Here is a 21,181-nt window from a genome sequence, read left to right as displayed (position 1 = left end):
CCTTGCCTGCTGCTTCCTAGCGCTTGTCGATCGGCACGTAGGCCAGGTCTTCCGGCCCGGTGTAGTTCGCGCTGGGGCGGATGATCTTGCCGTCCTGACGCTGCTCGATCACGTGCGCGCTCCAGCCGGCGGTGCGCGCGATCACGAACAGCGGCGTGAACATGGCGGTCGGCACGCCCATCATGTGGTAGGTGCTGGCCGAGAACCAGTCGAGGTTGGGGAACATCTTCTTCAGCTCGCCCATCACCTTCTCGATGCGTTCGGAGACGTCGAACAGGGTCGGGTTGCCGCCATCGGTGCACAGCTTGCGCGAGATCTCCTTGATGATCTCGTTGCGCGGGTCGGACACGGTGTAGACCGGGTGGCCGAAGCCGATGATGATTTCCTTCTTCTCGACGCGGGCACGGATGTCGGCTTCCGCATCGTTCGCGTTGCGGTAGCGCGCGATGATCTCCATCGCCACCTCGTTCGCGCCGCCGTGCTTCGGGCCGCGCAGCGCGCCGATCGCGCCGGTGATCGCCGAGTACAGGTCCGAGCCGGTGCCGGCGATGACGCGGGCACTGAACGTGCTGGCGTTGAACTCGTGCTCGGCGTACAGCACCAGCGACTTGTCCAGCGCCTGCGCGTGCAGCTCGCTCGGCTTGCGGCCGTGCAGCAGGTGCAGGAAGTGCGCGGCGATCGATTCGTCGTCGGTTTCGGCCTCGATGCGCTTGCCGTTGTGGCTGAAGTGGTACCAGTACAGCAGCATCGAGCCGAAGCTGGCCATCAGGCGGTCGGCGATGTCGCGCGCGCCGGTGACGTTGTGGTCGTCCTTCTCCGGCAGCACGGTGCCGAGCACCGAGCAGCCGGTGCGCAGTACGTCCATCGGGTGGGTCGATGCGGGAAGCAGTTCCATCGCGGCCTTGACCGGTGCCGGCAGGCCGCGCAGGCGCTTCAGCTTGGCCTTGTAGTTCTGCAGCTCGGTCCAGTTCGGCAGCACGCCGTGCACCAGCAGGTAGGCGACTTCCTCGAAGCAGCCCTTGGCGGCCAGGTCGTGGATGTCGTAGCCGCGGTAATGCAGGTCGTTGCCGCTGCGGCCGACCGTGCACAGCGCGGTGTTGCCCGCGGCCACGCCGGACAGGGCGACGGACTTCTTGGCCTTGGGTAGAACTTGTGCGTTGTCGCTCATCGCATTCTTCCTCTCAATTGTTGAACGTTTCAGCTGGCGATAGCCGCGGGCACTGTCCGACCGGCTTCACGTGCAATTGCAATGGCATCGACTTCGGGCCGATGACCTTTTCATTGATGGATATCCAGCACTCGCCCAGCGTCGAACAAAAACATATGTCGATCGCCATGCGCCCCGAGGTAGCGTCGTGGAACTGTTGCCACAGTTGCTTGTCTGGGAAACGGATCGCCTGCAGATCCTCGCCCGGGCTCAACACGCCATGGTTGATGGTCGTCATGATGTAGTCGTGCGGCTGCATGCCCAGAGCGCCCAGCACGTGGTCCCAGTCGACCTGCGGCTTGCCATCGACAGTGACCTGCACACTGCGCACGAGCGCAGGCCCGACACCCTTGTTGCTGACGGTCAGGGTCTGGGCCAGGTCGTTGTTGCCGCTGGTCAGATACGGCCACACCTGCGCGCGCACCTGCTGGCGCTGGATGTAGGCGGTATAAGCGGCCACCACCAAGGCCAGCAGGCCGACCAGCGAGGCGATGGCCACGCCTAGCGCATCCCAGTAATCGCGCCGTTCCGGCGGCGTCGCTTTCACGGGGGACAGTTGTTCGGACATGCGCTCAGGCCTTTTGGCCGCCGGCAAACAATTCGTCCAGCTTGTCCTCGTAGGCGTGGTAGCCGAGGAAGTCGTACAGTTCCTCGCGCGTCTGCAGGGTGTCGATGATGTTCTTCTGGGTACCTTCGCGACGCACCGTTTCGTAGAAGTTGAGCGCGGCCTTGTTCATCGCCCGGTAGGCACCGCAGCAATACAGCGCGATGTCCACGCCGGCGTCGCGCAGTTCGTCGGTGGTGAAGAACGGGGTGGAGCCGAACTCGGTGAGGTTGGCCAGGATCGGCACCTTCACCGCCGCCTTGAACTGGCGGTAGTCGGCCAGCGTCTTCATCGCCTCGGGGAAGATCATGTCGGCGCCGGCCTCGACATAGGCCACCGCGCGCTCGATCGCGGAATCGATGCCCTCTACCGCCGCCGCGTCGGTGCGCGCCATGATCACGAAGCCCGGATCGGTACGTGCATCGACCGCGGCCTTCACCCGATCGACCATCTCGTCCTTCGACACCACTTCCTTGCCCGGACGGTGACCGCAACGCTTCTGGCCGACCTGGTCCTCCATGTGCACCGCCGCCACGCCGACGCGCTCGAACGAGCGGATCGTGCGCGCAATGTTGAACGCCCCGCCCCAGCCCGTATCGATGTCGACCAGCAGCGGCAGGCCGGTGGCATCGACGATGCGGCGCGCGTCGGTGAGCACGTCCTCCATCGTCGAGATGCCCAGGTCCGGCATGCCCAGCGAATTGGCGGCCACGCCGCCGCCGGACAGATACAGCGCCTGGTAGCCCACGCGTTTGGCCATCAGGCCGGCGTAGGCGGTGATCGCGCCCATGACCTGCAGCGGCTGCTCGGCGGCGACAGCTGCGCGAAAACGGGCACCCGGGGATGCTGACTTTGTCATGTGGCCTCCCGTGAAAACGCCCATTTTAGCCCACCGCGCCAACGGCCGGGATTGGACCTTCTGGCACCCCCGCGCCGGCCGCGGGCACCAGCCCGGCAGCCGATCGCAATTTCTCGCGTGACGAATCCGCCACGGCCCCGTACATTCGGTCCGATGAGCACATCGACTCCTCTCGCGAAACGCATCCTCTGGGGCCTGGTGATCGGCGTGGTTGCCGCCGTGGTCACGCTCGGCATCGGCCAGTGGCATCCGCCCACCCTGGCGTTGATGCAGAAGATTTCCGGGGCCGTGTTCGACCCGTTCGGGCAGATCTTCCTGCGCATGCTGTTCTTCGTGGTGATCCCGCTGGTGTTCAGCTCGCTGGCCTCGGGCGTGGCCCAGCTCGGCCGACTGGACCGGCTCGGCCCGCTCGCCGGACGTACGTTCCTGCTGTTCTTCCTCAACATGGGCATCGCCGTGGCGATCGGCCTGGTGATGATGAACACCGTGCAGCCCGGCCATCACCTGGACGAGCAGGCGCGCGCCCAGCTGATGCAGGAGTACGGCAGCAGTGCGCAGAAGACGATCGACACCAGGGCGGCCCAGCCGAGCATGAGCTTCGGCACGCTGGTGGAGATGTTCATGCCGCGCAACCTGGTCGGCGCGGTGGCCGGTCCCAGCCGCAATGCGCTCGGCGACGTGCTGCCGCTGATCCTGTTCGCAATCCTGGTAGGCGCCGCCGCCACCCAGTTGCGCGAGAAGGAGCGCAAGCGCGTGCAGGTGGCGCTGGACACCATCACCGACCTGATGACCAGGATCGTCGGCTTTGCGCTGGAGCTGGCGCCGTACGCGGTGCCGGCGATGATCTACAGCGTGATCGTCAAGGTCGGCGTGGATGTACTGCTGGCGCTGTCGGTATTCGTGATCGGCTGCACCGTGGCACTGGCGCTGCACCTGTTCGGCACCATGTCGCTGTGGCTGCGCTTCCTGGCGAAGCGCTCGCCGCTGGTGTACTTCCGGCAGATTCGCGCCCTGCTGATCACCGCCTTCTCCACCAGCTCCAGCAACGCCTGCCTGCCCGCTTCGCTGGCGGTGGCGCAGGAGGAACTGAAGCTAAACCCCAGCACCGCCGGCTTCGTGCTGCCGCTGGGCGCGACCATGAACATGAGCGGCACCGCCCTGTTCGAGGGCTGCGTGGTGCTGTTCGTGGCGCAGGCGTTCGGCGTGGAACTCAGCCTGACCCACCAGGCCATCCTGATGCTGTTGTCGGTGCTGAGCGCGGTGGCCGTGGCCGGCATTCCCGGCGGGTCGCTGCCGATGATCGCCGGCCTGCTGGCCACCTTCGGCATCCCGCCCGAGGGCATCGGCATCATCATCGGCGTCGATCGCGTGCTCGACATGATGCGCACGACGGTGAACGTGGGCAGCGACATCGTTACCGCCACGGTGGTGGACAACCAGCTGCGCGACCGTTTCGCGACGACGGGCCCGTAAGCCCGTCCGCTGCGGCTCGAAGGGCTTGAAGCCGGCTGCTTCGCCCGCATCTGCACAGTACCGTCAAGCCGATAGCTACAGCCAATCAAACCCATGCCAACAATCAATTAGATAAATTGGCGACGGGCTCGTAGCATTCCTTTCGTTGTCCAACCACCACGGGAAGCCAAGCAGATGTCCCTGATCAACACCGAAGTGAAACCGTTCAAGGCCCAGGCCCTCAAGGCCGGCAAGTTCATCGAAGTCAGCGAAGCCGACCTGAAGGGCAAGTGGTCGGTGGTGTTCTTCTATCCGGCCGACTTCACCTTCGTCTGCCCGACCGAGCTGGAGGACCTGGCCGACAACTACGCCGAATTCCAGAAGCTGGGCGTCGAGATCTACTCGGTCTCCACCGACACCCATTTCGCGCACAAGGCGTGGCACGACACCTCCGACGCGGTGAAGAAGATCAACTACACCATGGTCGGCGACCCCACCCACCAGATCTCGCGCAACTTCGACGTGCTGATCGAGGCCGACGGCATCGCCGATCGCGGCACCTTCGTGATCGATCCCGCGGGCAAGATCCAGATCGTCGAGATCACCGCTGGCGGCATCGGCCGCGACGCGTCCGAACTGCTGCGCAAGGTCAAGGCCGCGCAGTACGTCGCCGCCCATCCGAACGAGGTCTGCCCGGCCAAGTGGAAGGAAGGCGAGAAGACCCTCGCGCCGTCGCTGGACCTGGTCGGCAAGATCTGAGTTTTCGCTGCAACGATGTCACGGACCCGGGCGCCGCGGTGCGCCCGGGCTCCGCACAGGATGCTTGTGCCAGCGGCCTGCGTCCGGCCTGCCCCCCTCCGTCAGGTCGGCCCTCCCCATGGCGCCGGCCGCTGCCACAAGCCTCCCGCATCCCCCTTATCCGTTTCGGAGTGTTCGCCATGCTCGACGAAGCCCTCAAGACCCAACTGAAGTCCTACCTGGAAAAGCTGACGCAACCGATCGAGCTGGTCGCAGCGCTGGATGACGGCGCCAAGTCGCGCGAGCTGGACGAGTTGCTGCGGGAGATCGCGACGTTGTCGGACAAGATCAGCCTGCGCCGCGACGACAGCGAAGCACGCAAGCCCTCGTTCGCGATCAACCGCGTTGGCACCGACATCGGCGTGCGCTTCGCCGGCATCCCGATGGGCCACGAATTCACCTCGCTCGTACTGGCCCTGCTGCAGGTCGGCGGACATCCGTCCAAGGCGGCGGCCGAGCTGATCGAGCAGGTGCGCAGCCTCGATGGCGAATACAGGTTCGAGACCTATTTCTCGCTCTCCTGCCAGAACTGCCCCGACGTGGTGCAGGCGCTGAACCTGATGAGCGTGCTCAATCCGAACATCCAGCACGTCGCCATCGACGGCGCGCTGTACCAGGACGAGGTCGAGACGCGCCAGGTGATGTCGGTGCCCACCGTGTTCCTCAACGGCGAGCTGTTCGACCAGGGCCGCATGAGCCTGGAGCAGATCCTGGCCAGGATCGACACCGGCTCCAGCGCCCGCGAAGCGGAGAAGATCAAGACCAAGGACGCGTTCGACGTGCTCGTGGTGGGTGGCGGACCGGCCGGTGCCGCAGCGGCAATCTACGCCGCGCGCAAGGGCATCCGCACCGGCGTGGCGGCCGAGCGCTTCGGTGGCCAGGTGCTGGACACCATGGCGATCGAGAACTTCGTCTCGGTCGACTACACCGAAGGCCCGAAAATGGGCGCGGCGCTGGAGCAACACGTCAAGAACTACGACGTGGATCTCATGAACCTGCAACGCGCCGAGAAGCTGGTGCCCGCGACCGCACCCGGCGGTCTGGTCGAGGTGCAACTGGCCAATGGCGCCACGCTGAAGTCGAAGACGGTGATCCTGGCCACCGGCGCGCGCTGGCGGCAGATGGGCGTGCCCGGCGAGGACCAGTATCGCAACAAGGGCGTGGCCTACTGCCCGCACTGCGACGGCCCGCTGTTCAAGGGCAAGCGCGTGGCGGTGATCGGCGGCGGCAACTCCGGCGTCGAGGCGGCGATCGACCTGGCCGGCGTCGTCAGCCACGTCACGTTGATCGAGTTCGACAGCAAGCTGCGCGCGGATGACGTCCTGCAACGCAAGCTGCGCAGCCTGCCCAATGTGGACATCATCGTCAGCGCGCTCACCACCGAGGTGCTGGGCGACGGACAGAAGGTCAGCGCGCTGGTCTACAAGGACCGCGTCAGCGATGAGATGCACACGCTCGAACTGGAGGGCATCTTCGTGCAGATCGGCCTGCTGCCGAACACCGAGTGGCTGAAGGGCACGCTGGAACTCTCGCCCCGCGGCGAGATCGTCATCGACGAACGCGGCCAGACCTCCATGCCCGGCGTGTTCGCCGCCGGCGACGCCACCACGGTGCCGTACAAGCAGATCGTGATCGCGATGGGCGCCGGTTCCACCGCCGCGCTGAGCGCGTTCGACCACATCATCCGCAGCCCCGTGGCGGCGGCGGTCGAACCCGAGGCGGTGGCAGCCTGACCATCGCTGAGGGCACCCGCGGCAAGCGCCGCGGGGCGGCTATGCTCGGGCGGCCGCTTTCGGCGCGTCACCCGGCTCGCAAGACATGACTCCGCTGCAGCAATTCATCGAGGCCCACCCGCGGTTGTTCGTGCTGACCGGCGCCGGTGTCAGCACCGACTCCGGCATTCCCGACTACCGCGACCGCGAGGGCGAGTGGAAGCGCCCCCCGCCGGTGACGCTGCAGGCCTTCATGCACGAACACGCCACGCGCCAGCGCTACTGGGCGCGCAGCCTGATCGGCTGGCCGCACTTCGGCCAGGCGCGCCCGAATCCTGCGCACCTGGCCCTGGCGCAACTGGAGCGACGCGGGCACATCGAGCTGCTGGTCACCCAGAACGTCGATCGCCTGCACCAGCGCGCCGGCAGCGAGCGCGTGGTCGACCTGCACGGCAGGCTCGACGAAGTGCGCTGCATGGCCTGCGACTGGCGCCTGCCGCGCGATGCATTCCAGCAGCAGCTGGTCGAAAGCAACCCGGCCTGGCAACACCTCGACGCCACCATCGCCCCCGATGGCGACGCGGACCTGGACGGCCAGGACTTCACCCGCTTCGCCGTGCCGCCGTGCCCTCGCTGCGGCAGCATCGTGAAGCCGGACGTGGTGTTCTTCGGCGAGGGCGTGCCGCGCGGGCGCGTGGAAGCGGCCACGCAGGCGCTCGACGCATCGGGTGGCGTGCTGGTGGTCGGCTCCTCGCTGATGGTCTATTCCGGCTACCGTTTCGTGCAGGCCGCGGCGAGGGCCGGCAAGCCGGTGGCGGCGGTGACGCTCGGCCGCACGCGCGCCGATGCGCTGCTCAGCCTGAAGGTCGACGCGCGTTGCAGCGATGCCCTGGCGTTCGTGCTGGACGCCGAACCGCTGGCCGTCATCTGATCGCCGGGGAGTAACCTTGGCACGCCTCCGACGAACCCCATGTAGTCAGCAACGCCCGCTGCGCGCCGGCGTGCAGGTCGACCATCCCCGGAGGCTCCCATGTCGAAATACCGCAAGACCGCCGAAGCGCTAGCCCGGCTCACGCCCGAGCAATACCGGGTCACCCAGGAGGCCGCCACCGAGCGCCCGTTCGACAATCTCTACAACGCGCACGCCGCGCCCGGCCTGTACGTCGACATCGTTTCCGGCGAACCGCTGTTCAGCTCGCTGGACAAGTTCGACAGCAGCTGCGGCTGGCCCAGCTTTACCCGCCCCGTGCAGGGCGAGCGCGTGGTGGAGAAGCACGACACCAGCCATGGCATGCTCCGCACCGAGGTGCGCTCGCGCGACGGCGACAGCCACCTGGGCCACGTCTTCCCCGATGGCCCGCGCGCCAGTGGCGGCTTGCGCTACTGCATCAACTCTGCCTCGCTGCGCTTCATTCCGCTGGAACAGCTGGAGAAAGAGGGCTACGGCGAGTTTCTCCACCTGTTCGACCACGCGAGGGACGACGCATGAACCCGACCAGCGAACGCGCGCTCCTGGCCGGTGGCTGCTTCTGGGGCATGCAGGAATTGATCCGCCGGCAGCCCGGCGTGCTGTCTACCCGCGTGGGCTATTCCGGTGGTGACGTGCCGAACGCCACCTACCGTCATCACGGCAACCACGCCGAGGCGATCGAGATCATCTTCGATCCCGCGCGGATCAGCTATCGCCGGCTGCTGGAGTTCTTCTTCCAGATCCACGACCCGACCACGCCGAATCGCCAGGGCAACGACCGCGGCAGCAGCTATCGCTCGGCGATCTTCCATACCAGCGAGGCGCAGCGGCAGGTGGCCCTCGACACCATCGCCGATGTCGAGGCCAGTGGCCTGTGGCCGGGCAAGGTAGTGACCGAACTCGCCCCCGCCGGCGATTTCTGGGAGGCCGAACCCGAGCACCAGGACTACCTGCAGCATTACCCCGGCGGCTACACCTGCCACTTCATCCGGCCGGACTGGAAGCTGCCGCATCGCGGCGGAGAAACCGGGCAAGCCGGCTGATCGCTGGCGCGAGCCGAGCTGCTCGGGCAAAGTGCGTTTGCGCAAATCCACACCGGCCCGGATCGAACATGGATGCTTTCAGCTACCTGTCCGTTTTGCTCTCGATCATCGTGGGCCTGGCGATCACCCAGGTGTTGCAGGGTCTGCGCGGCCTGATGCTGGCGCGCTCCAGCGCCACGATGTACTGGCCTTCGCTGGCGTGGGCCATCTTGCTGCTGGTACTCGACGTGCAAGTCTGGTGGGCCATGTACGACCTGCGCCTGCGCCAGGACTGGAGTTTCCTCGGCTTCTCCGTGCTGCTGGCGCAAACCGTGCCGTTGTACCTGCTGGCCGGGCTGGTCCTGCCGGACATCACCGCGGGTGAACCGGTCGACCTGCGCCGGCATTACTACGCCAACCACCGCTGGTTCTATACCTTGCTGGTGCTGCTGCTGGTGATCAGCCTCGGCAAGAGCCGGATGCTCCACGGCGCCCTGCCCCGGACGCTGGATGCAGGCTTCCAGCTGATTTTCATTGCCGGCTCACTGCTGGGCGCGTGGACCTCGCGCGAGTGGCTGCACAAGGCGCTGGTGGTCTTCAGCGCCACGCTGATGGGCGCCTATATCGCGATGCTGTTCGCCCACCTCCGCTGACCGCTTCAGCGCAGCAGCACATCCACTGCCTGCCGGGCCATCGTGGACACCACGCGAAACAGCATGCCCAGCACGTACTCCACAAAGGCCACGGTGATGTTGACCGTGGCTGCCACGGCGCGGCCCATGAAACGCATGATCGCGGTGATGAGGTTGCGGATCATCGCCGCCAGTCGCAGCGACTGCAGCGCGCCGGAGTAGAGCAGCCGCGCCAGCGTGTCCAGGATGGTGGCGCCACCCAGCACCGCCAGGCCCGCGCCGTGGCCCAGCGCGGAGAGTATCCAGTCCAGCGCGCGGAGGATCCAGCGCAGCGCGGTCGCCGACAGCATCATGCCTGGCCCGCCGACCGCGGCGGCCATGCCCAGCCAGGCTTCGGCCTGTTCGAAGCTGTCCGGCCCTTCCTGCAGCACCGGCAGCGCCCGCCAGGTGGCGTCGCCGACCGAGCGACGGTATTGCGGCATCAGGTGCGCCTCGATGGACACCAGCTTGCCCGGCCCCTTCATGCGGTAGGCGGTATCGCGCCAGGGCACGTGGCTGTACGGATAGACCGGCACCATCGGCACCAGGTCGGTGTCGTGGTAGACCCGGTGGATCGCGTCGGCGCCCAGCCGTCGGGTAAGGTACTGCGCATGCAACTCGACCCCCGCCCGCGGCGCGCCGAAGGTGTACAGCTGCAGCTTGCAGCCGAGGTCGCCGAGGCTGTCGGCCACCAGCGTGGCGATCGCGCCGCCGAGGCTGTGGCCGACCACGTGGATGGTGGAGACGTCGGCGGGTGAGCCGATCGCCTGGCGGATCTGCGGCAGCAGGGTCTGCGCCGCGGCCCAGAAGCCGGCGTGCACGGTGTAGCCGCTCGGCCCGGAAACGCCGGCCATGCGCAGGTTGCTGAGCCAGTCGTAAGCGCTGGTCTTGAAGGTGCCGCGGATCGAGACCAGGCGCTCGCGTTCGCGCGCGTTCCTGCCGCGCGCCACGTAGCCGAAGCCGGTGCGCTGGCTGATCGGCGAGCTGCCCAGGCCGGTCGAACCGGTCAGCCGCGTGCCGCCCAGCAGGTCGAACGACTCGCGCGCCGTCGGCGCGGCGGTCGCCGCATCCACCATGTCGGTGGACAGGCGCAACGCGTACGCACTGTCCGCAATCTCGGCGGCCTGCGCCGGTGAAAGGTCATTCGACATCCCCATCCCTCCCCGCTTGCTTCCAGTCAACTGAGCTTCCGGCTCAGATCGCCTTGCAGATACCGTAGTGCGTGCCCTCGAAATCGGGCGCGCGGGTCAGCTCGCATTCCAGGTTGAGCGGCTTGCCGTCGAGCTCCGCATTCGGCTCGTAGGAATTCCGGGTGTGCCGCCAGGCGGTGTAGTCGCGGCCTTCGTGGCGAATGGTGATCTTCTGCAGCACCACCGGCTGGTGCGGCACCGCGCGCAGCACGCCGGGGCGATGCTCCACCACCGGAAAGTGGAAGCGGCCTTGCGCATCGCTGAGCGTGTGTGCGGGCGGCACGTCGTTCTTGTTGTCCGACCACACCACTTCCTGCACCAGCTCGGCGCCCTGCACCGGCTTGCCGCCGCTCAGCACCGTGCCATGCACCTCGGAAAACAGCACCAGCGGACTGGACAACCCCATGGCGCACCCCTCGGACAGAATGAAAGCCAACAAGAACAGTGCCGCCACGGCCAGCGTGCCGGGCCGCGACAAGAATCGCCGCCGCATCCCCTTGCCAGGTTCTCCCGCCCGCATCAGCATGCCCTGTCCCCCTCGAACGCCAACCGTACCGGCAAACCGCCCGCAAAAAAAGTGCAGGGTTCGACGTCCCGGCATCGAGCCGTCTCGTGCGCTACGCCCACGGCTCGGACTCGGCCAGCAGCTGGCGCAACCGGGCATCGTCCATCGTGGCCAGCTCGTCCTCGGCCACGCGCAGGTTCTCCGCCGGCAGGGCGAGTTGACGGATCTCGCCGGCGCCGGCGCGCGAGAACACCAGCCGCACGTTGCCATACGAGGCGTCCAGCAGCGCGGCCTGCCAGTGCCCGTCGTGGAGATCGTCGAAACTGCGCATGCTCGTGCTGCCCGGTCGCAAGTGGTCCGCCGATTGTATCGGCCCGCTTCGCCGCAGGCGTCGATTCCGCGCCCGCTCGTTCGTCGCACGATGGCAGACCGGCCATCCCGGCCGTGTCCTCCGCAGGAGTCCGCTCATGTCCTACATCGACGGTTTCGTGATCGCCGTACCCGAGGCCAATCGCGCGCAGTTCATCGCCCACGCCCGCACCTATGACGCGATCTTCCTTGAGGTCGGCGCCCTCCGCGTCGTGGAGTGCTGGGGTGACGACGTGCCCGACGGCAAGCTCACCGATTTCCGCCGCGCGGTGCAGGCGAAGCCGGACGAAGCGGTGGCGTTCTCCTGGATCGAGTGGCCCGACAAGCCCACCCGCGACGCCGGCATGGAGAAGATCATGAAGGACCCGCGCATGGAGGCAGCCGCCAACTGCCCGTTCGACGGCAAGCGGATGATCTTCGGCGGCTTCGTGCCGGTGGTCAGCCTGCCAGGCTGAGTGCCGCCGAACCCGCGCCTTCCGTTCCCGGCGGTTCGACGGGTAGCCTCGGCCTGCCCGGTTGGCCATACTGCAAGCCAACCGGTAATGCCCGAAGACCGCGCGCCACTCCATGATTGCCAAGCTTCCCCCGCTCGCCGAAGTGCTGGACCTGATGCCCGATGCGGTCTGCGTGGTCGATGCGGAGGGACGCCTGCTTTACGTCAACGCGAGCTTCGAACGGATACTCGGCTACGCACCAGCCGAGGTGCTCGGCCGGCGCATTTTCGAACTGGTGCATCCGGAAGACCGCGAGGCCACCTTGCGGCAAGCCGGACAGGTCATGGCCGGCGAACTGCAACGCCACTTCCGCAACCGCTACATCCACCGCGACGGCCACAGCGTGGACATCCAGTGGTCGGCACGCTGGCTGCCGGAGTACGGCGTGCGCATCGGCGTGGCCCACGAAGTCACCGAGCTGCGCCGCAACGAGCGCGAACTGGAACATCGCGCCACCCACGACCTGCTGACCGGCCTGCCCAACCGTCACCGCCTGCACGTCGAACTGCAGTACGCCATCGCCAACGCGGCGGAAACCGGCTCTGGCCTGGCCGTGCTCTACCTCGACCTCGACGGATTCAAGGCAGTCAACGACCGCGCCGGCCACGCAACCGGCGATCGCGTGCTGCGCGAAGTGGGTCAGCGGCTGCAACAGGGCCTGCGCCAGGGCGACCTGGTGGCGCGCGTCGGCGGCGACGAGTTCGTGGCGCTGCTGCCGGGTTGCCGCGACAGCCGGGCCGCCCGCACCATCGCCGACGACCTGCGCGCCCGCCTCGGCTTGCCCTGCACCCTGCCCGACGGCCCGTTCCGCCCCGACGCCAGCATCGGCATCGCCTGCTACCCCCGCGACGGCACCGACGCCGAGGCGCTGCTGGCGCACGCCGACCGCGCGATGTACATCTCCAAGCGCCGCCAGTAGCACGTGGCGGAAAGCCGGGCTGCGTCGCAAAAGCGCAGGCCGCGAAGCGCCGCACGAGGCCCTCGAAACACCGCCCCGTCTTCGCGACGCGATACGCGCCGCGCCACAGCAGCTCACGCCATGTCGAGCACCGCCCCGCGCAACACGTCCAGGTGCGACGCGTAAGGGCGCCAGCGGCCGCTGCCCCGGCCGTGGATCGGCTCGCGAACCTGGGCGGCGCTGGGCGTGGCCACCGGCGCCGCGTTCCGCTCCGGGTGGAGGCAGGCTTCCTCCATCGCGAGACCACAATGGTCGAGAACCTTGCGCAAGGCGACGCCCGGCTCGCGGACGAGATCCGCATAGGCCACTTCGATCATGGAATCGGGCATCGTGGTTTGCCAATGCCGCGCCAGGCGGCGGTACTGGCCGTAGTAATGAACCATGGCACGCTGGTCGTAGCTGTACGCCGCCCGGTTCCCGAACATCATGCTCAGGTTCGAGAAGCACACCTCCAGCGGATCGCGCACCACGTGCACGATGCGCGCATGCGGCAACGCGCGGCGGATGTGGGCGACCATGCGTATGTTGGTCGGCAGCTTGTCGATGAAGTAGCGACACCCCGGTGCCCGCCAGCGCGTCTGCGCGAGATAGCGCGCACCGAGATCGGCCAGGTCCAGCTCCGCACCGCGCTCGATCGCGGCCAGCGTGCCTGCCGCGCCATGCGGGACCACCCCGGCGACCCGGCGCAACTGTTGCGGGAAATCCATGATCTCGCCGGCCGAGGCCACCTGCGAATGACTGGACAGCATGCGGTCGAGCAGCGTCGTTCCGGAGCGCGGCATGCCGACGATGAAGATCGGCTGCGGCCCTTCTTCCTGCTGCGCGCCCGGCGCCGCCGACCTTCCCAGCGAACCGGCAACCCGGATCAAGACGTCCACCACCGCGGTCTCGCCCTGCGCATCGTACGGCCTGACCCGGTGCATCAGCGCATTGCATCGCTGCATCGCTGGCCATGCCTCATCGTATCGACCCAGGTCGTCCAGTTCCTTGAACACGGCCGCCTCGAACGCGGCGCGATTGGCCAGTTGCGCGGGAGCTCCGGCGTCGGCCGGGAGCCGCTGCAGCTGCAGGCGCAGAAAATCGAGGTGGTGGGTTTGCGCCGTCTGCGTACGCAGGTTGGCCCGCGCCAGCGCCGCATCGCCGAAGGCAGGCCAGCGATCCAGGCAGGCATCCAGGAGGCGGCCCGCTTCGTCGGTTTCGCCGGCGAACTGCCGCAGCATGGCCTGTAGATGGAGTTCGCGCGGCGCGTCGGCACCTGCGGCGACCGCGCGATCGATCATCCGTCGCGCGGCGGGGATGTCCCGCATGCCCCAGCGCAAATGGGCCTGTTCGGCCAGCAGCATGGCCGGCAGATCCGCGGCCCGCTCCAGCCGATCCAGGCAGGATCGCGTCGCGACGACCTCGCCGGCAGCGGAAAGCCCGCGCGCCAACTGGATGTCCAGCGACGGCTGCGGATCGTCGGACTGCGCGACATCGAGCATCAAGGTCGCGGCGTCGCCCAGGCGACCACAGCGCAGCAGCACCGCCGCAAGATCCATCTGCACGAACGGGTTGGCGGGGACCTGCCGAAGCAGCGATTCCAGCGCCTCCCGCGCCGCGTCGAACTGCTGCTCGGCAAACCATTGCCGCGCCCGGCGACCGAGCGGAAACGCCACCGTATCCAGATGACTGTTCATGGCACAACGTCCGGATGCAAAACGATCGACCTCGCACTCGTCGGGCCGCAACCGGCCGCAGTCCGTGCAGTTTGCCACGGCACATCGACGCACATGGCCTGATGTCGCCAGCCGCGCATGGCGGAATAGCGGGATGTCGATCTGCCCGCCACTCGTTCGTCGCAGATCATGCAAGCCACGCCGCCCACAACCCGGAGAACACGCATGACCAGCAAGAACTCGATCTGCCTGTGGTACGACGGCGCCGCCGTGGAGGCCGCCACGTTCTACGCCAAGACCTTCCCCGACACCACCGTCGGCGCCATTCATCGGGCGCCAGGCGACTATCCCTCCGGCAAGGAAGGCGACGTGCTGACGGTCGAGTTCACGGTCATGGGCATCCCGTGCCTGGGCCTGAACGGTGGCCCGACGTTCCGGCACAACGAGTCGTTCTCGTTCCAGGTGGCGACCGACGACCAGGCTGAAACCGACCGCCTGTGGAACGCGATCATCGACAACGGCGGCCAGCCCAGCGCCTGCGGCTGGTGCAAGGACAAGTGGGGCCTGTCGTGGCAAATCACCCCGCGCGCACTGATGGCGGCGATCAGCGACCCCGACCCCGCCGTCGCCCGGCGCGCGTTCAACGCGATGATGGACATGACCAAGATCGACATCGCCGCGATCGAGGCGGCCCGGCGCGGCTGATGCGTTTCAACCGCCGGCGCTGGCCCCCACCGCCTGCGCAGCGAACCGAGCGCTGCCGCCACCCGACATGACATCGCGTATCCACCCGGAGTCTCGCCGTGATCCCCACCATCACCGCTTTTGAAAGCTCGCCGGATCGCGGCCAGGGCCTCGCGCGCGACATGCGCGTGCGCTGGGCACTCGAGGAAGTGGGCCAAGCCTGCCAGGTCCGCCTCGTCTCGTTCGGCACGATGAAGCAGCCTGCCCACCTGGCGCTGCATCCGTTCGGGCAGATCCCCACCTACGAGGAAGGCGAGCTGACATTGTTCGAGTCGGGCGCGATCGTGCTCCACCTCGCGCAACACCACGCCGGTCTGTTGCCCGACGACGTGAATGCCCGGGCGCGCGCCATCATGTGGATGTTCGCCGCACTCAACACGGTGGAGCCGCCGATCCTCGATCTGCAGACCGCCAGGTTCCTGGAAGGCGACAAGCCATGGGCCGCAGAACGGCTGCCGCTCATCAAGAATCGCATCCGCAACCGGCTGGGCCAGCTCGCCGTCCGGCTGGGCGATGCCGACTGGCTCGACGGCGCGTTCAGCGCCGGCGACCTCATGATGGTCCACACGCTGCTGCGCCTGAAGCCATCCGGCATGCTCGCCGAATATCCGCGCCTCGCCGCCTATGTCGCCCGCGGTGAAGCGCGGCCCGCGTACAAGCGCGCGTTCGCCGCGCAGCTGGCGGTGTTCACCGGCAAGCACGCCGCCGACGGTTGAGGCGCGTCGGCGGCCTGCGCCTTCGGCGGAACAGGATCTCCGGGAAGGCTGCAGATCATGCGGCCGACGCTTCAGCTCATCCGTGCCAGGCAGCCATCCAACTGCCGTCCCCGCCGGGTGAGCTTGCCGTCGAAACTCAACGTGCACAGCTTCCAGCCGGCTTCCCGCAAGGCGTTCAGGCCGCGACCGGTGGTGAAGGTTCCAGACGGTACTCCGGAGGCACGCAGCTCTTCCTTGTTGCTGTGGTAATACCCCTTCGGTACGCAAGCACCGGACCGGGGCGCGAAACTGGTCCTCAGCCTGCCGCGCCCTCCGGTGGCGGCTGCAGTTTCTGCTGCAATGCCTCCAGATCCGCAATCACCGCCTCCAGTGCATCATGGAGTTGGCCCTGGCGGTTCATCAGATCGTCGATCTTGTCGGTCTGCTTCAGCTTCGACAATTCACCGTCGAACAACAGCCAGATCGCCGTCAGGTGCTCCACATTGTTCCTGGCGTAGTGGCGCATTTCCTTGAGCTGCGCCAGCGTGTCAGTCACGTGATCGAGTTGCCTGCCGGCATTTTCATCGGCCATGACATGCTCCCGGGAGTAGTCCGGCCATGCTACGAACACCACCTCCACGACAACGTGAAGCTGCCGTGCCGCTTTCGTTCAATCCTGGTCCCGGCGACCTAGCCATTCGTCGTGACCTTTCCTGCAGTACGAACGCACATCGCCCGTGTCGCTTCTTCAGCGCACCGACGTCCCGGCGGCGTCGTCGGGCTCCCAACGCAGCAGATCGCCCGGCTGGCATTCCAGCACCTCGCACAACGCAGCGAGGGTGGTGAAACGCACGGCCTTGGCACGGCCGTTCTTGAGCACTGCCAGGTTGGCGGGCGTGATGCCGATGTGCTCGGCCAGCGTGCCGACGGCCATCTTGCGGCGGGCCAGCATGACATCGATGTCCACCAGGATGGCCATCAGATCACCTCGTCCAGTTCGGACTTGAGCTGCCTGGCCTGCGAATCCAGCGCGACCGCTTGCGCCAGCAACATCCGCAGCACCAGCACGATCAGCGCCACGCCGGCGATCACCAGCGATGCGCCGCAGACCATGGCGATCAGGCCCGGGGCGATTTCGTCGCCGGGCGTGATGCGGTTGGCGTGCGCGGCCACCACCGCCATGCCGAACGTGAGCGCCGAGGCTGCCGCGATGGCTCCGATCACGATGTCGACGTAGCGGAAGGCCGCGGAGGAGAACACCGTGCCGCGCCGGACCATGGTCAGCAACCGCCAGATGCAGACCGCAGTCACCTGCATCGTCAACACGCCGAGGATGACGATCACCACCAGCGGAATGCGCACGTCCGCGCGCGCCGATTCCAGGTCCTGCCACAACAACGGCGCGATCACGCCCTGCACCACCAGAGAACCCGCCAGCGCGATCGCAATCACGGCGCGCAGCGCCAGCACCGCAAAATCCCCCATCGCTGCTCTCCACGTATCGTTTAGTGACCGTAATATATCGCAAAACGATATATTCGCAATGAAAAACGATATGATCGTCCTGCCCTCCCAAAACCTCCGCCGTCGCATCAGTCAGCGCACGCTCCGGTGAGGACAACGCCACCTCGCCACCGAAGAGAGCCGCAGCGGGCGAGCGGGGGAAGCCGACTCGATTGCCTCGCCCCTCCCGGAGCCGCGTCAGCCGTATGATTCGCCCGATCAGGGCAAGGGGAAACACCACCGACACGCTGGAGAAACGACATGACAGACAAGCACACGGGTAGCTGTTTCTGCGGTGCCGTGGAGATCGAGGTCTCCGGCGCGCCCGAAGCAATGGGGTACTGCCACTGCCGCTCCTGCCGCTCCTGGTCGGCCGGACCGGTGAATGCATTCACGTTGTGGAAACCCGCCAGCGTCAGGGTAACCAAGGGGTCGGAATTCGTCGGGCATTTCCAGAAGACGGAAACCAGCGACCGCCAGTTCTGCAAGCAATGCGGCGGGCACCTGATGACCGACCATCCGACGCTGGGCCTGACCGACGTCTACGCCGCCACCATCCCGGATCTCGACTTCGTACCCGCCGTCCACGTGAACTATGCCGAGACCGTGCTGCGGATGAAGGACGGCTTGCCCAAGCTGAGAGACTTCCCGGCCGAGCTTGGCGGATCGGGGCAAGCCCTGCCCGAGTGACGTCCAGGCGGATAGCCCATGGACGGGCAGTGGTCCTGACGCACGTGCAACGAAACAGCGGGGCTTGCCGTGGCGGACGACAATCGAACTTGATCAGCCTCGGCCCCTGTTTGATTCCCGCATCGAACCGGGTGCCACACCCACGCTACCTGGCGATTGGCCCCGCTTCGCTCCTGGTCTATGCTCACGCCCCGGCGTCGCAAGCCGCCTCCGGGTCCGCGGGAAGGGTTCAACCCACTTGTCCATCGCTGGCCACCATCGACCTTTGTGCAGCCGGGATTGCGGACCTTCGGCATTCATTGCATGGAGGTTGTCATGAAGAACCTGCCCGCCCGTCCGCATCTGGACCATCTGAAGAAACAGGCCAAGCGGCTGCTCGAGGACGTGCGCCACGGCGAGCCCGATGCGCTCGAACGCGTTCGCCTTGCCCTGCCCGGCGCCGCCCGGCTCGATCACGCCGCCATCGCCGCCATGGAACTGCGCCTGCACGACGCGCAGTCCTGCATCGCACGCGAGTACGGTTTCGGCTCGTGGTCGCAGTTGAAGGATTACGTCGCACTGCAGGCCGCCTCGGTCGACATGCACGCGCGCAAACGCCAGTGGATGCACTGGGTCTTCGGCCACGGCTACCAGACGGCCAAACCCGCACTGGCCGAGCGACTGCTGCGCGAACATGCGGACCTGCTGGTCGGCGCGCCCGCGCTTGCCTGTGCCATCGGCGACGTCGCCACAGTGCAGGCCGCCCTCGCAGCCGATCCCGCCTGGGCCACGACGGCGCGCGCCGACAACGGCATGCCGCCGCTCGCCTGCGCCACCTTTTCCGGGCTGATCGCCCTGCCCGCCTGCGCGCCGGGCATTCGTGCCTGCGCGGACCTGCTGCTCGATGCCGGCGCGGACCCGGATGCGCGATGGACCGATCCGGAGCTGCCGCACGATTCGCTCAGCGTCCTGTACGGCGCCGCCGGTCGCAACCACGACATCGCACTCACGCGGCGACTGCTGCAAGCCGGCGCCAACCCCAACGACAACGAATCGCTCTACCACTCCACCGAGATCGCCGACAGCACGATTGTCCGCCTGCTGCTCGAGGCCGGTGCCCGCGTGACCGGCTGCAACGCGCTGTTCCGCGCGCTCGACCATGAGCATCCCGACACGGTGCGCCTGCTGCTCGCCCACGGGGGTGACCCGAACGAACCCGGCCCGGACGGCAGCCCCTTGCTGCACGCGATCCGCCGCCGTCGCTCGCCCGCGACCATCGGCCTGCTGCTCGACGCCGGCGCCGATCCTTCGGCAAGCAACGGTCACGGCGTCTCCGCCTATCGCCTGGCGTGCTGCCTTGGCCTCGTCGAAGTGGCCCGGCAACTGGTGCAAGCCGGCGCAGTGCCCGACGACCGCCCGCATGACGCCTTCCTCGGCGCGTGCGCGCGAGGCGATCGCGCCAACGTGCAGGCGATGCTGGCCGACGACCCGGGCCTCATCGGCAAACTGCCGTCGGCCGCCTTGCGCCTGCTGCCGGAAATGGCCGCCGGCAACGAGGAGGAAGCAGTGCGCGTGATGGTTGAGGCAGGTTGGCCGATCACGACGCGCGGCGGCGACATCGACGGCAGCGCGCTCAACTGGGCGGTATTCCGCGGCAACGCATCGCTCGCACGCTTCCTGCTCGCCCATGGCGCGCGCTACGACGAGCGCCACGGTTTCAAGGACAACGTCTACGGCACGCTCAGCTTCGCGTCCCGGGCCGAGACCACGCCCGGCGGCGACTGGCTGGCCTGCGCGGAAGCGCTGATCGACGCCGGTTCGCCCATACCGGAGGAGCGCTACGCGTTTCCGGAAGAGATCGCCGCGTATTTCGACGGTTTGCGCTCGGGTACGGACTGAGCGCAGCGGCGCACCATGAAATAAGGGGTCGGCGTGCCGAAAGCGCACGCCGACCCCTTATTTTGCTCTGTCACGCCCGGAGCGGCCGCCGGCCGCTTCGAACGCAATCACATCGATGGCGTGGAAGCCGCCGCGGCCGTAGTCGCGCCGGCGGGCTGCGTGTTCGCTGACGGGTATTGCCCGACCTGCAGGGTGAATCGGGTTTGACCGGACGGCGTCGCCGACGGGTCGAGATACACCTGGATCACGTAATTTGTCGCCGTCGCCACCGATTCGGTCCAGGTGTTCGCTCCGGTCGTGCTCGTGTCGACCAGTGCCTTGTCGTGGGTCTGGTCGGTCACCTTGAAGTACAGCCGAGGGTTGTCCGAAATGAGGTTGATCTTCACCGTCATGCCCGCCGCGATGGCCACGGTGAAGTTGTGCGCGGTGGCGCCGGGCGACAACACCACAGCCTGTTGTGCCCACGGCTTGCCGGCTTCGAATGTCACCGCGCTTGTGGGCACCTGCATGTCTTCGGCCCCGTACTGCCCGACCTGCAACGCGTATTTGGCGGTGTCGCCGGATGGTATCGCGGCGGGATCGATGTAGACATGGATCGCATACGTGGCAGCCGGCGCGTTCGGCAAGGTCCAGGTGGACTCACCGGTCTTGCGCGAATCCAGCAGCAGCTTGTCGTTGGTCCGGTCCTCCACCCTGAAACGCACGTTGGGATTGCGGGTGAGGAGATTGAGCTGCAACGTCTTGCCCGCCGCGATCGCCACCGTGTAATCGAGCGAGCTGTCGGAATGCGTGAGGTTGCCGATTTCCTGCGCCCAGACACTGTTGGCCGCGAAGGTCACCGCTACCGGATCGCCCGCGAAAGCCGGCAACGACACACAGGCAGCAGCCAGGCCGAAGCTCACGCCCAGGGCGCGGCAGAAAAGACGGAAACGTGACATGAGTGGGGACCCCTGGTGGATTGAAGTTGGTTTGCAGGCGATCGACGATTCCACGCCTTGCGGCACCGCAATCGCGAAGACGCTGCCTTCCCGTGTGCAGGCCATGCCTCACCCCTGAGTCAGCGCCGTGTGCGGACCATACGCTGGTCTCACGAGGCTTGCCAGCCGGCACAACCCGACTGACCGTTTTTCGCTCTGCGGCCAGGAGCCCGCCATGTTCAGTTCCCGGACGGGTCCATCCGCAATCTCGACCGACGCACGAGCACG

At 67.1% G+C, this 21,181-nt stretch carries 24 protein-coding genes; 13 read left to right on the top strand and 11 right to left on the bottom strand.

Annotated elements, in window-relative coordinates; genetic code table 11:
• Nucleotides 1–16: 16 nt before the first annotated feature.
• From prpC to prpB, 3 genes are read right to left on the bottom strand one after another with little or no spacing between them, the layout of a single operon-like run.
• Nucleotides 17–1,168 (bottom strand): bifunctional 2-methylcitrate synthase/citrate synthase, encoded by a 1,152-nt coding sequence (gene prpC / locus ACVCMI_RS09015; RefSeq protein WP_447099069.1) that lies wholly within the window; start codon nt 1,166–1,168, stop codon nt 17–19.
• 13 nt (nt 1,169–1,181) lie between these two features.
• Nucleotides 1,182–1,775 carry a hypothetical protein gene (locus ACVCMI_RS09010; RefSeq protein WP_447099070.1) on the bottom strand — a complete coding sequence of 198 codons (594 nt, stop codon included), beginning with the start codon at nt 1,773–1,775 and terminating at the stop codon, nt 1,182–1,184.
• Nucleotides 1,776–1,779: 4 nt separating this feature from the next.
• Nucleotides 1,780–2,670 carry a methylisocitrate lyase gene (gene prpB, locus ACVCMI_RS09005; protein ID WP_447099071.1) on the bottom strand — a complete coding sequence of 297 codons (891 nt, stop codon included), beginning with the start codon at nt 2,668–2,670 and terminating at the stop codon, nt 1,780–1,782.
• 153 nt (nt 2,671–2,823) lie between these two features.
• On the opposite strand from prpB, the gene ACVCMI_RS09000 reads away from it, so the two are divergent.
• The 7 genes from ACVCMI_RS09000 to ACVCMI_RS08970 all read left to right on the top strand — a co-directional run bounded on the left by ACVCMI_RS09000 (nt 2,824) and on the right by ACVCMI_RS08970 (nt 9,277).
• A complete protein-coding gene (locus tag ACVCMI_RS09000) occupies nt 2,824–4,143 on the top strand; it encodes a dicarboxylate/amino acid:cation symporter (protein WP_447099072.1) in 1,320 nt (439 codons plus the stop codon).
• 174 nt (nt 4,144–4,317) lie between these two features.
• Nucleotides 4,318–4,881 (top strand): alkyl hydroperoxide reductase subunit C, encoded by a 564-nt coding sequence (gene ahpC, locus ACVCMI_RS08995; RefSeq protein WP_395118074.1) that lies wholly within the window; start codon nt 4,318–4,320, stop codon nt 4,879–4,881.
• A gap of 179 nt (nt 4,882–5,060) precedes the next feature.
• Nucleotides 5,061–6,653 carry an alkyl hydroperoxide reductase subunit F gene (ahpF, locus tag ACVCMI_RS08990; protein WP_447099073.1) on the top strand — a complete coding sequence of 531 codons (1,593 nt, stop codon included), beginning with the start codon at nt 5,061–5,063 and terminating at the stop codon, nt 6,651–6,653.
• Between the two features lie 85 nt (nt 6,654–6,738).
• The gene (locus tag ACVCMI_RS08985) at nt 6,739–7,563 is read left to right on the top strand and encodes an NAD-dependent protein deacetylase (protein WP_447099074.1); all 825 of its coding nucleotides are present in this window, start codon (nt 6,739–6,741) and stop codon (nt 7,561–7,563) included.
• Between the two features lie 99 nt (nt 7,564–7,662).
• Nucleotides 7,663–8,121: a peptide-methionine (R)-S-oxide reductase MsrB gene (gene msrB / locus ACVCMI_RS08980; RefSeq protein WP_395118068.1), complete on the top strand. Its 459-nt coding sequence runs from the start codon at nt 7,663–7,665 to the stop codon at nt 8,119–8,121.
• A complete protein-coding gene (gene msrA, locus ACVCMI_RS08975; protein WP_395118066.1) occupies nt 8,118–8,645 on the top strand; it encodes a peptide-methionine (S)-S-oxide reductase MsrA in 528 nt (175 codons plus the stop codon). Before msrB ends, msrA begins: the two co-directional genes overlap by 4 nt.
• A 68-nt stretch (nt 8,646–8,713) precedes the next feature.
• Nucleotides 8,714–9,277, top strand: coding sequence for a hypothetical protein (locus ACVCMI_RS08970; RefSeq protein ID WP_447099075.1), 564 nt, complete (start codon nt 8,714–8,716; stop codon nt 9,275–9,277).
• Between the two features lie 5 nt (nt 9,278–9,282).
• On the opposite strand, the gene ACVCMI_RS08965 is transcribed toward ACVCMI_RS08970, so the two are convergent.
• From ACVCMI_RS08965 to ACVCMI_RS08955, 3 genes are all read right to left on the bottom strand, one after another.
• Complete coding sequence (locus ACVCMI_RS08965) at nt 9,283–10,446, bottom strand: lipase family protein (RefSeq protein ID WP_447099076.1); 1,164 nt, start codon at nt 10,444–10,446, stop codon at nt 9,283–9,285.
• Nucleotides 10,447–10,489: 43 nt separating this feature from the next.
• The gene (locus tag ACVCMI_RS08960) at nt 10,490–10,891 is read right to left on the bottom strand and encodes a DUF6795 domain-containing protein (protein WP_395118060.1); all 402 of its coding nucleotides are present in this window, start codon (nt 10,889–10,891) and stop codon (nt 10,490–10,492) included.
• 211 nt (nt 10,892–11,102) lie between these two features.
• Nucleotides 11,103–11,321, bottom strand: coding sequence for a hypothetical protein (locus ACVCMI_RS08955; RefSeq protein WP_447099077.1), 219 nt, complete (start codon nt 11,319–11,321; stop codon nt 11,103–11,105).
• 136 nt (nt 11,322–11,457) lie between these two features.
• Here ACVCMI_RS08955 and ACVCMI_RS08950 point away from each other — a divergent pair, with 136 nt between their 5' ends.
• Together ACVCMI_RS08950 and ACVCMI_RS08945 are read left to right on the top strand one after the other, a co-directional pair.
• On the top strand, nt 11,458–11,814 hold the full coding sequence (locus ACVCMI_RS08950; protein ID WP_395118056.1) for a DUF1428 domain-containing protein: 357 nt from the start codon (nt 11,458–11,460) through the stop codon (nt 11,812–11,814).
• Between the two features lie 112 nt (nt 11,815–11,926).
• Nucleotides 11,927–12,772 (top strand): diguanylate cyclase domain-containing protein, encoded by an 846-nt coding sequence (locus ACVCMI_RS08945; protein ID WP_395118054.1) that lies wholly within the window; start codon nt 11,927–11,929, stop codon nt 12,770–12,772.
• A gap of 113 nt (nt 12,773–12,885) precedes the next feature.
• Here the strand turns inward: ACVCMI_RS08945 and ACVCMI_RS08940 are convergent, their stop codons facing one another.
• Complete coding sequence (locus ACVCMI_RS08940; RefSeq protein WP_447099078.1) at nt 12,886–14,487, bottom strand: tetratricopeptide repeat-containing sulfotransferase family protein; 1,602 nt, start codon at nt 14,485–14,487, stop codon at nt 12,886–12,888.
• Between the two features lie 204 nt (nt 14,488–14,691).
• On the opposite strand from ACVCMI_RS08940, the gene ACVCMI_RS08935 reads away from it, so the two are divergent.
• Nucleotides 14,692–15,171, top strand: a complete 480-nt coding sequence (locus ACVCMI_RS08935) for a VOC family protein (protein ID WP_447099079.1) — start codon at nt 14,692–14,694, stop codon at nt 15,169–15,171.
• 98 nt (nt 15,172–15,269) lie between these two features.
• Complete coding sequence (locus ACVCMI_RS08930) at nt 15,270–15,926, top strand: glutathione S-transferase family protein (protein WP_447099080.1); 657 nt, start codon at nt 15,270–15,272, stop codon at nt 15,924–15,926.
• A gap of 295 nt (nt 15,927–16,221) precedes the next feature.
• Here ACVCMI_RS08930 and ACVCMI_RS08925 read toward each other — a convergent pair whose 3' ends face one another.
• The 3 genes from ACVCMI_RS08925 to ACVCMI_RS08915 all read right to left on the bottom strand — a co-directional run bounded on the left by ACVCMI_RS08925 (nt 16,222) and on the right by ACVCMI_RS08915 (nt 17,390).
• The gene (locus ACVCMI_RS08925) at nt 16,222–16,497 is read right to left on the bottom strand and encodes a hypothetical protein (protein WP_447099081.1); all 276 of its coding nucleotides are present in this window, start codon (nt 16,495–16,497) and stop codon (nt 16,222–16,224) included.
• 156 nt (nt 16,498–16,653) lie between these two features.
• Nucleotides 16,654–16,884 carry a helix-turn-helix domain-containing protein gene (locus ACVCMI_RS08920; protein WP_395118045.1) on the bottom strand — a complete coding sequence of 77 codons (231 nt, stop codon included), beginning with the start codon at nt 16,882–16,884 and terminating at the stop codon, nt 16,654–16,656.
• On the bottom strand, nt 16,884–17,390 hold the full coding sequence (locus ACVCMI_RS08915) for a DUF2975 domain-containing protein (RefSeq protein WP_447099082.1): 507 nt from the start codon (nt 17,388–17,390) through the stop codon (nt 16,884–16,886). The genes ACVCMI_RS08920 and ACVCMI_RS08915 overlap by 1 nt, the downstream gene beginning before the upstream one ends.
• A gap of 279 nt (nt 17,391–17,669) precedes the next feature.
• Here ACVCMI_RS08915 and ACVCMI_RS08910 point away from each other — a divergent pair, with 279 nt between their 5' ends.
• Together ACVCMI_RS08910 and ACVCMI_RS08905 are read left to right on the top strand one after the other, a co-directional pair.
• The gene (locus tag ACVCMI_RS08910; RefSeq protein ID WP_447099083.1) at nt 17,670–18,098 is read left to right on the top strand and encodes a GFA family protein; all 429 of its coding nucleotides are present in this window, start codon (nt 17,670–17,672) and stop codon (nt 18,096–18,098) included.
• A gap of 156 nt (nt 18,099–18,254) precedes the next feature.
• On the top strand, nt 18,255–19,976 hold the full coding sequence (locus ACVCMI_RS08905; RefSeq protein WP_447099084.1) for an ankyrin repeat domain-containing protein: 1,722 nt from the start codon (nt 18,255–18,257) through the stop codon (nt 19,974–19,976).
• A 107-nt stretch (nt 19,977–20,083) separates the two neighbouring features.
• Here the strand turns inward: ACVCMI_RS08905 and ACVCMI_RS08900 are convergent, their stop codons facing one another.
• A complete protein-coding gene (locus ACVCMI_RS08900; protein ID WP_447099085.1) occupies nt 20,084–21,019 on the bottom strand; it encodes a hypothetical protein in 936 nt (311 codons plus the stop codon).
• Between the last annotated feature and the right edge of the window lie 162 nt (nt 21,020–21,181).

This window comes from Rhodanobacter sp. UC4448_H15, assembly GCF_052978265.1.
This window is presented reverse-complemented; position numbering and strand designations above follow the sequence as displayed.

Coding starts and splice junctions, on each gene's coding strand:
- prpC (WP_447099069.1), bottom strand. CDS start 1,168: ATGAGCGACAACGCACAAGTTCTACCCAAGGCCAAGAAGTCCGTCGCC.
- ACVCMI_RS09010 (WP_447099070.1), bottom strand. CDS start 1,775: ATGTCCGAACAACTGTCCCCCGTGAAAGCGACGCCGCCGGAACGGCGC.
- prpB (WP_447099071.1), bottom strand. CDS start 2,670: ATGACAAAGTCAGCATCCCCGGGTGCCCGTTTTCGCGCAGCTGTCGCC.
- ACVCMI_RS09000 (WP_447099072.1), top strand. CDS start 2,824: ATGAGCACATCGACTCCTCTCGCGAAACGCATCCTCTGGGGCCTGGTG.
- ahpC (WP_395118074.1), top strand. CDS start 4,318: ATGTCCCTGATCAACACCGAAGTGAAACCGTTCAAGGCCCAGGCCCTC.
- ahpF (WP_447099073.1), top strand. CDS start 5,061: ATGCTCGACGAAGCCCTCAAGACCCAACTGAAGTCCTACCTGGAAAAG.
- ACVCMI_RS08985 (WP_447099074.1), top strand. CDS start 6,739: ATGACTCCGCTGCAGCAATTCATCGAGGCCCACCCGCGGTTGTTCGTG.
- msrB (WP_395118068.1), top strand. CDS start 7,663: ATGTCGAAATACCGCAAGACCGCCGAAGCGCTAGCCCGGCTCACGCCC.
- msrA (WP_395118066.1), top strand. CDS start 8,118: ATGAACCCGACCAGCGAACGCGCGCTCCTGGCCGGTGGCTGCTTCTGG.
- ACVCMI_RS08970 (WP_447099075.1), top strand. CDS start 8,714: ATGGATGCTTTCAGCTACCTGTCCGTTTTGCTCTCGATCATCGTGGGC.
- ACVCMI_RS08965 (WP_447099076.1), bottom strand. CDS start 10,446: ATGTCGAATGACCTTTCACCGGCGCAGGCCGCCGAGATTGCGGACAGT.
- ACVCMI_RS08960 (WP_395118060.1), bottom strand. CDS start 10,891: ATGGGGTTGTCCAGTCCGCTGGTGCTGTTTTCCGAGGTGCATGGCACG.
- ACVCMI_RS08955 (WP_447099077.1), bottom strand. CDS start 11,321: ATGCGCAGTTTCGACGATCTCCACGACGGGCACTGGCAGGCCGCGCTG.
- ACVCMI_RS08950 (WP_395118056.1), top strand. CDS start 11,458: ATGTCCTACATCGACGGTTTCGTGATCGCCGTACCCGAGGCCAATCGC.
- ACVCMI_RS08945 (WP_395118054.1), top strand. CDS start 11,927: ATGATTGCCAAGCTTCCCCCGCTCGCCGAAGTGCTGGACCTGATGCCC.
- ACVCMI_RS08940 (WP_447099078.1), bottom strand. CDS start 14,487: ATGAACAGTCATCTGGATACGGTGGCGTTTCCGCTCGGTCGCCGGGCG.
- ACVCMI_RS08935 (WP_447099079.1), top strand. CDS start 14,692: ATGACCAGCAAGAACTCGATCTGCCTGTGGTACGACGGCGCCGCCGTG.
- ACVCMI_RS08925 (WP_447099081.1), bottom strand. CDS start 16,497: ATGGCCGATGAAAATGCCGGCAGGCAACTCGATCACGTGACTGACACG.
- ACVCMI_RS08920 (WP_395118045.1), bottom strand. CDS start 16,884: ATGGCCATCCTGGTGGACATCGATGTCATGCTGGCCCGCCGCAAGATG.
- ACVCMI_RS08915 (WP_447099082.1), bottom strand. CDS start 17,390: ATGGGGGATTTTGCGGTGCTGGCGCTGCGCGCCGTGATTGCGATCGCG.
- ACVCMI_RS08910 (WP_447099083.1), top strand. CDS start 17,670: ATGACAGACAAGCACACGGGTAGCTGTTTCTGCGGTGCCGTGGAGATC.
- ACVCMI_RS08900 (WP_447099085.1), bottom strand. CDS start 21,019: ATGGCCTGCACACGGGAAGGCAGCGTCTTCGCGATTGCGGTGCCGCAA.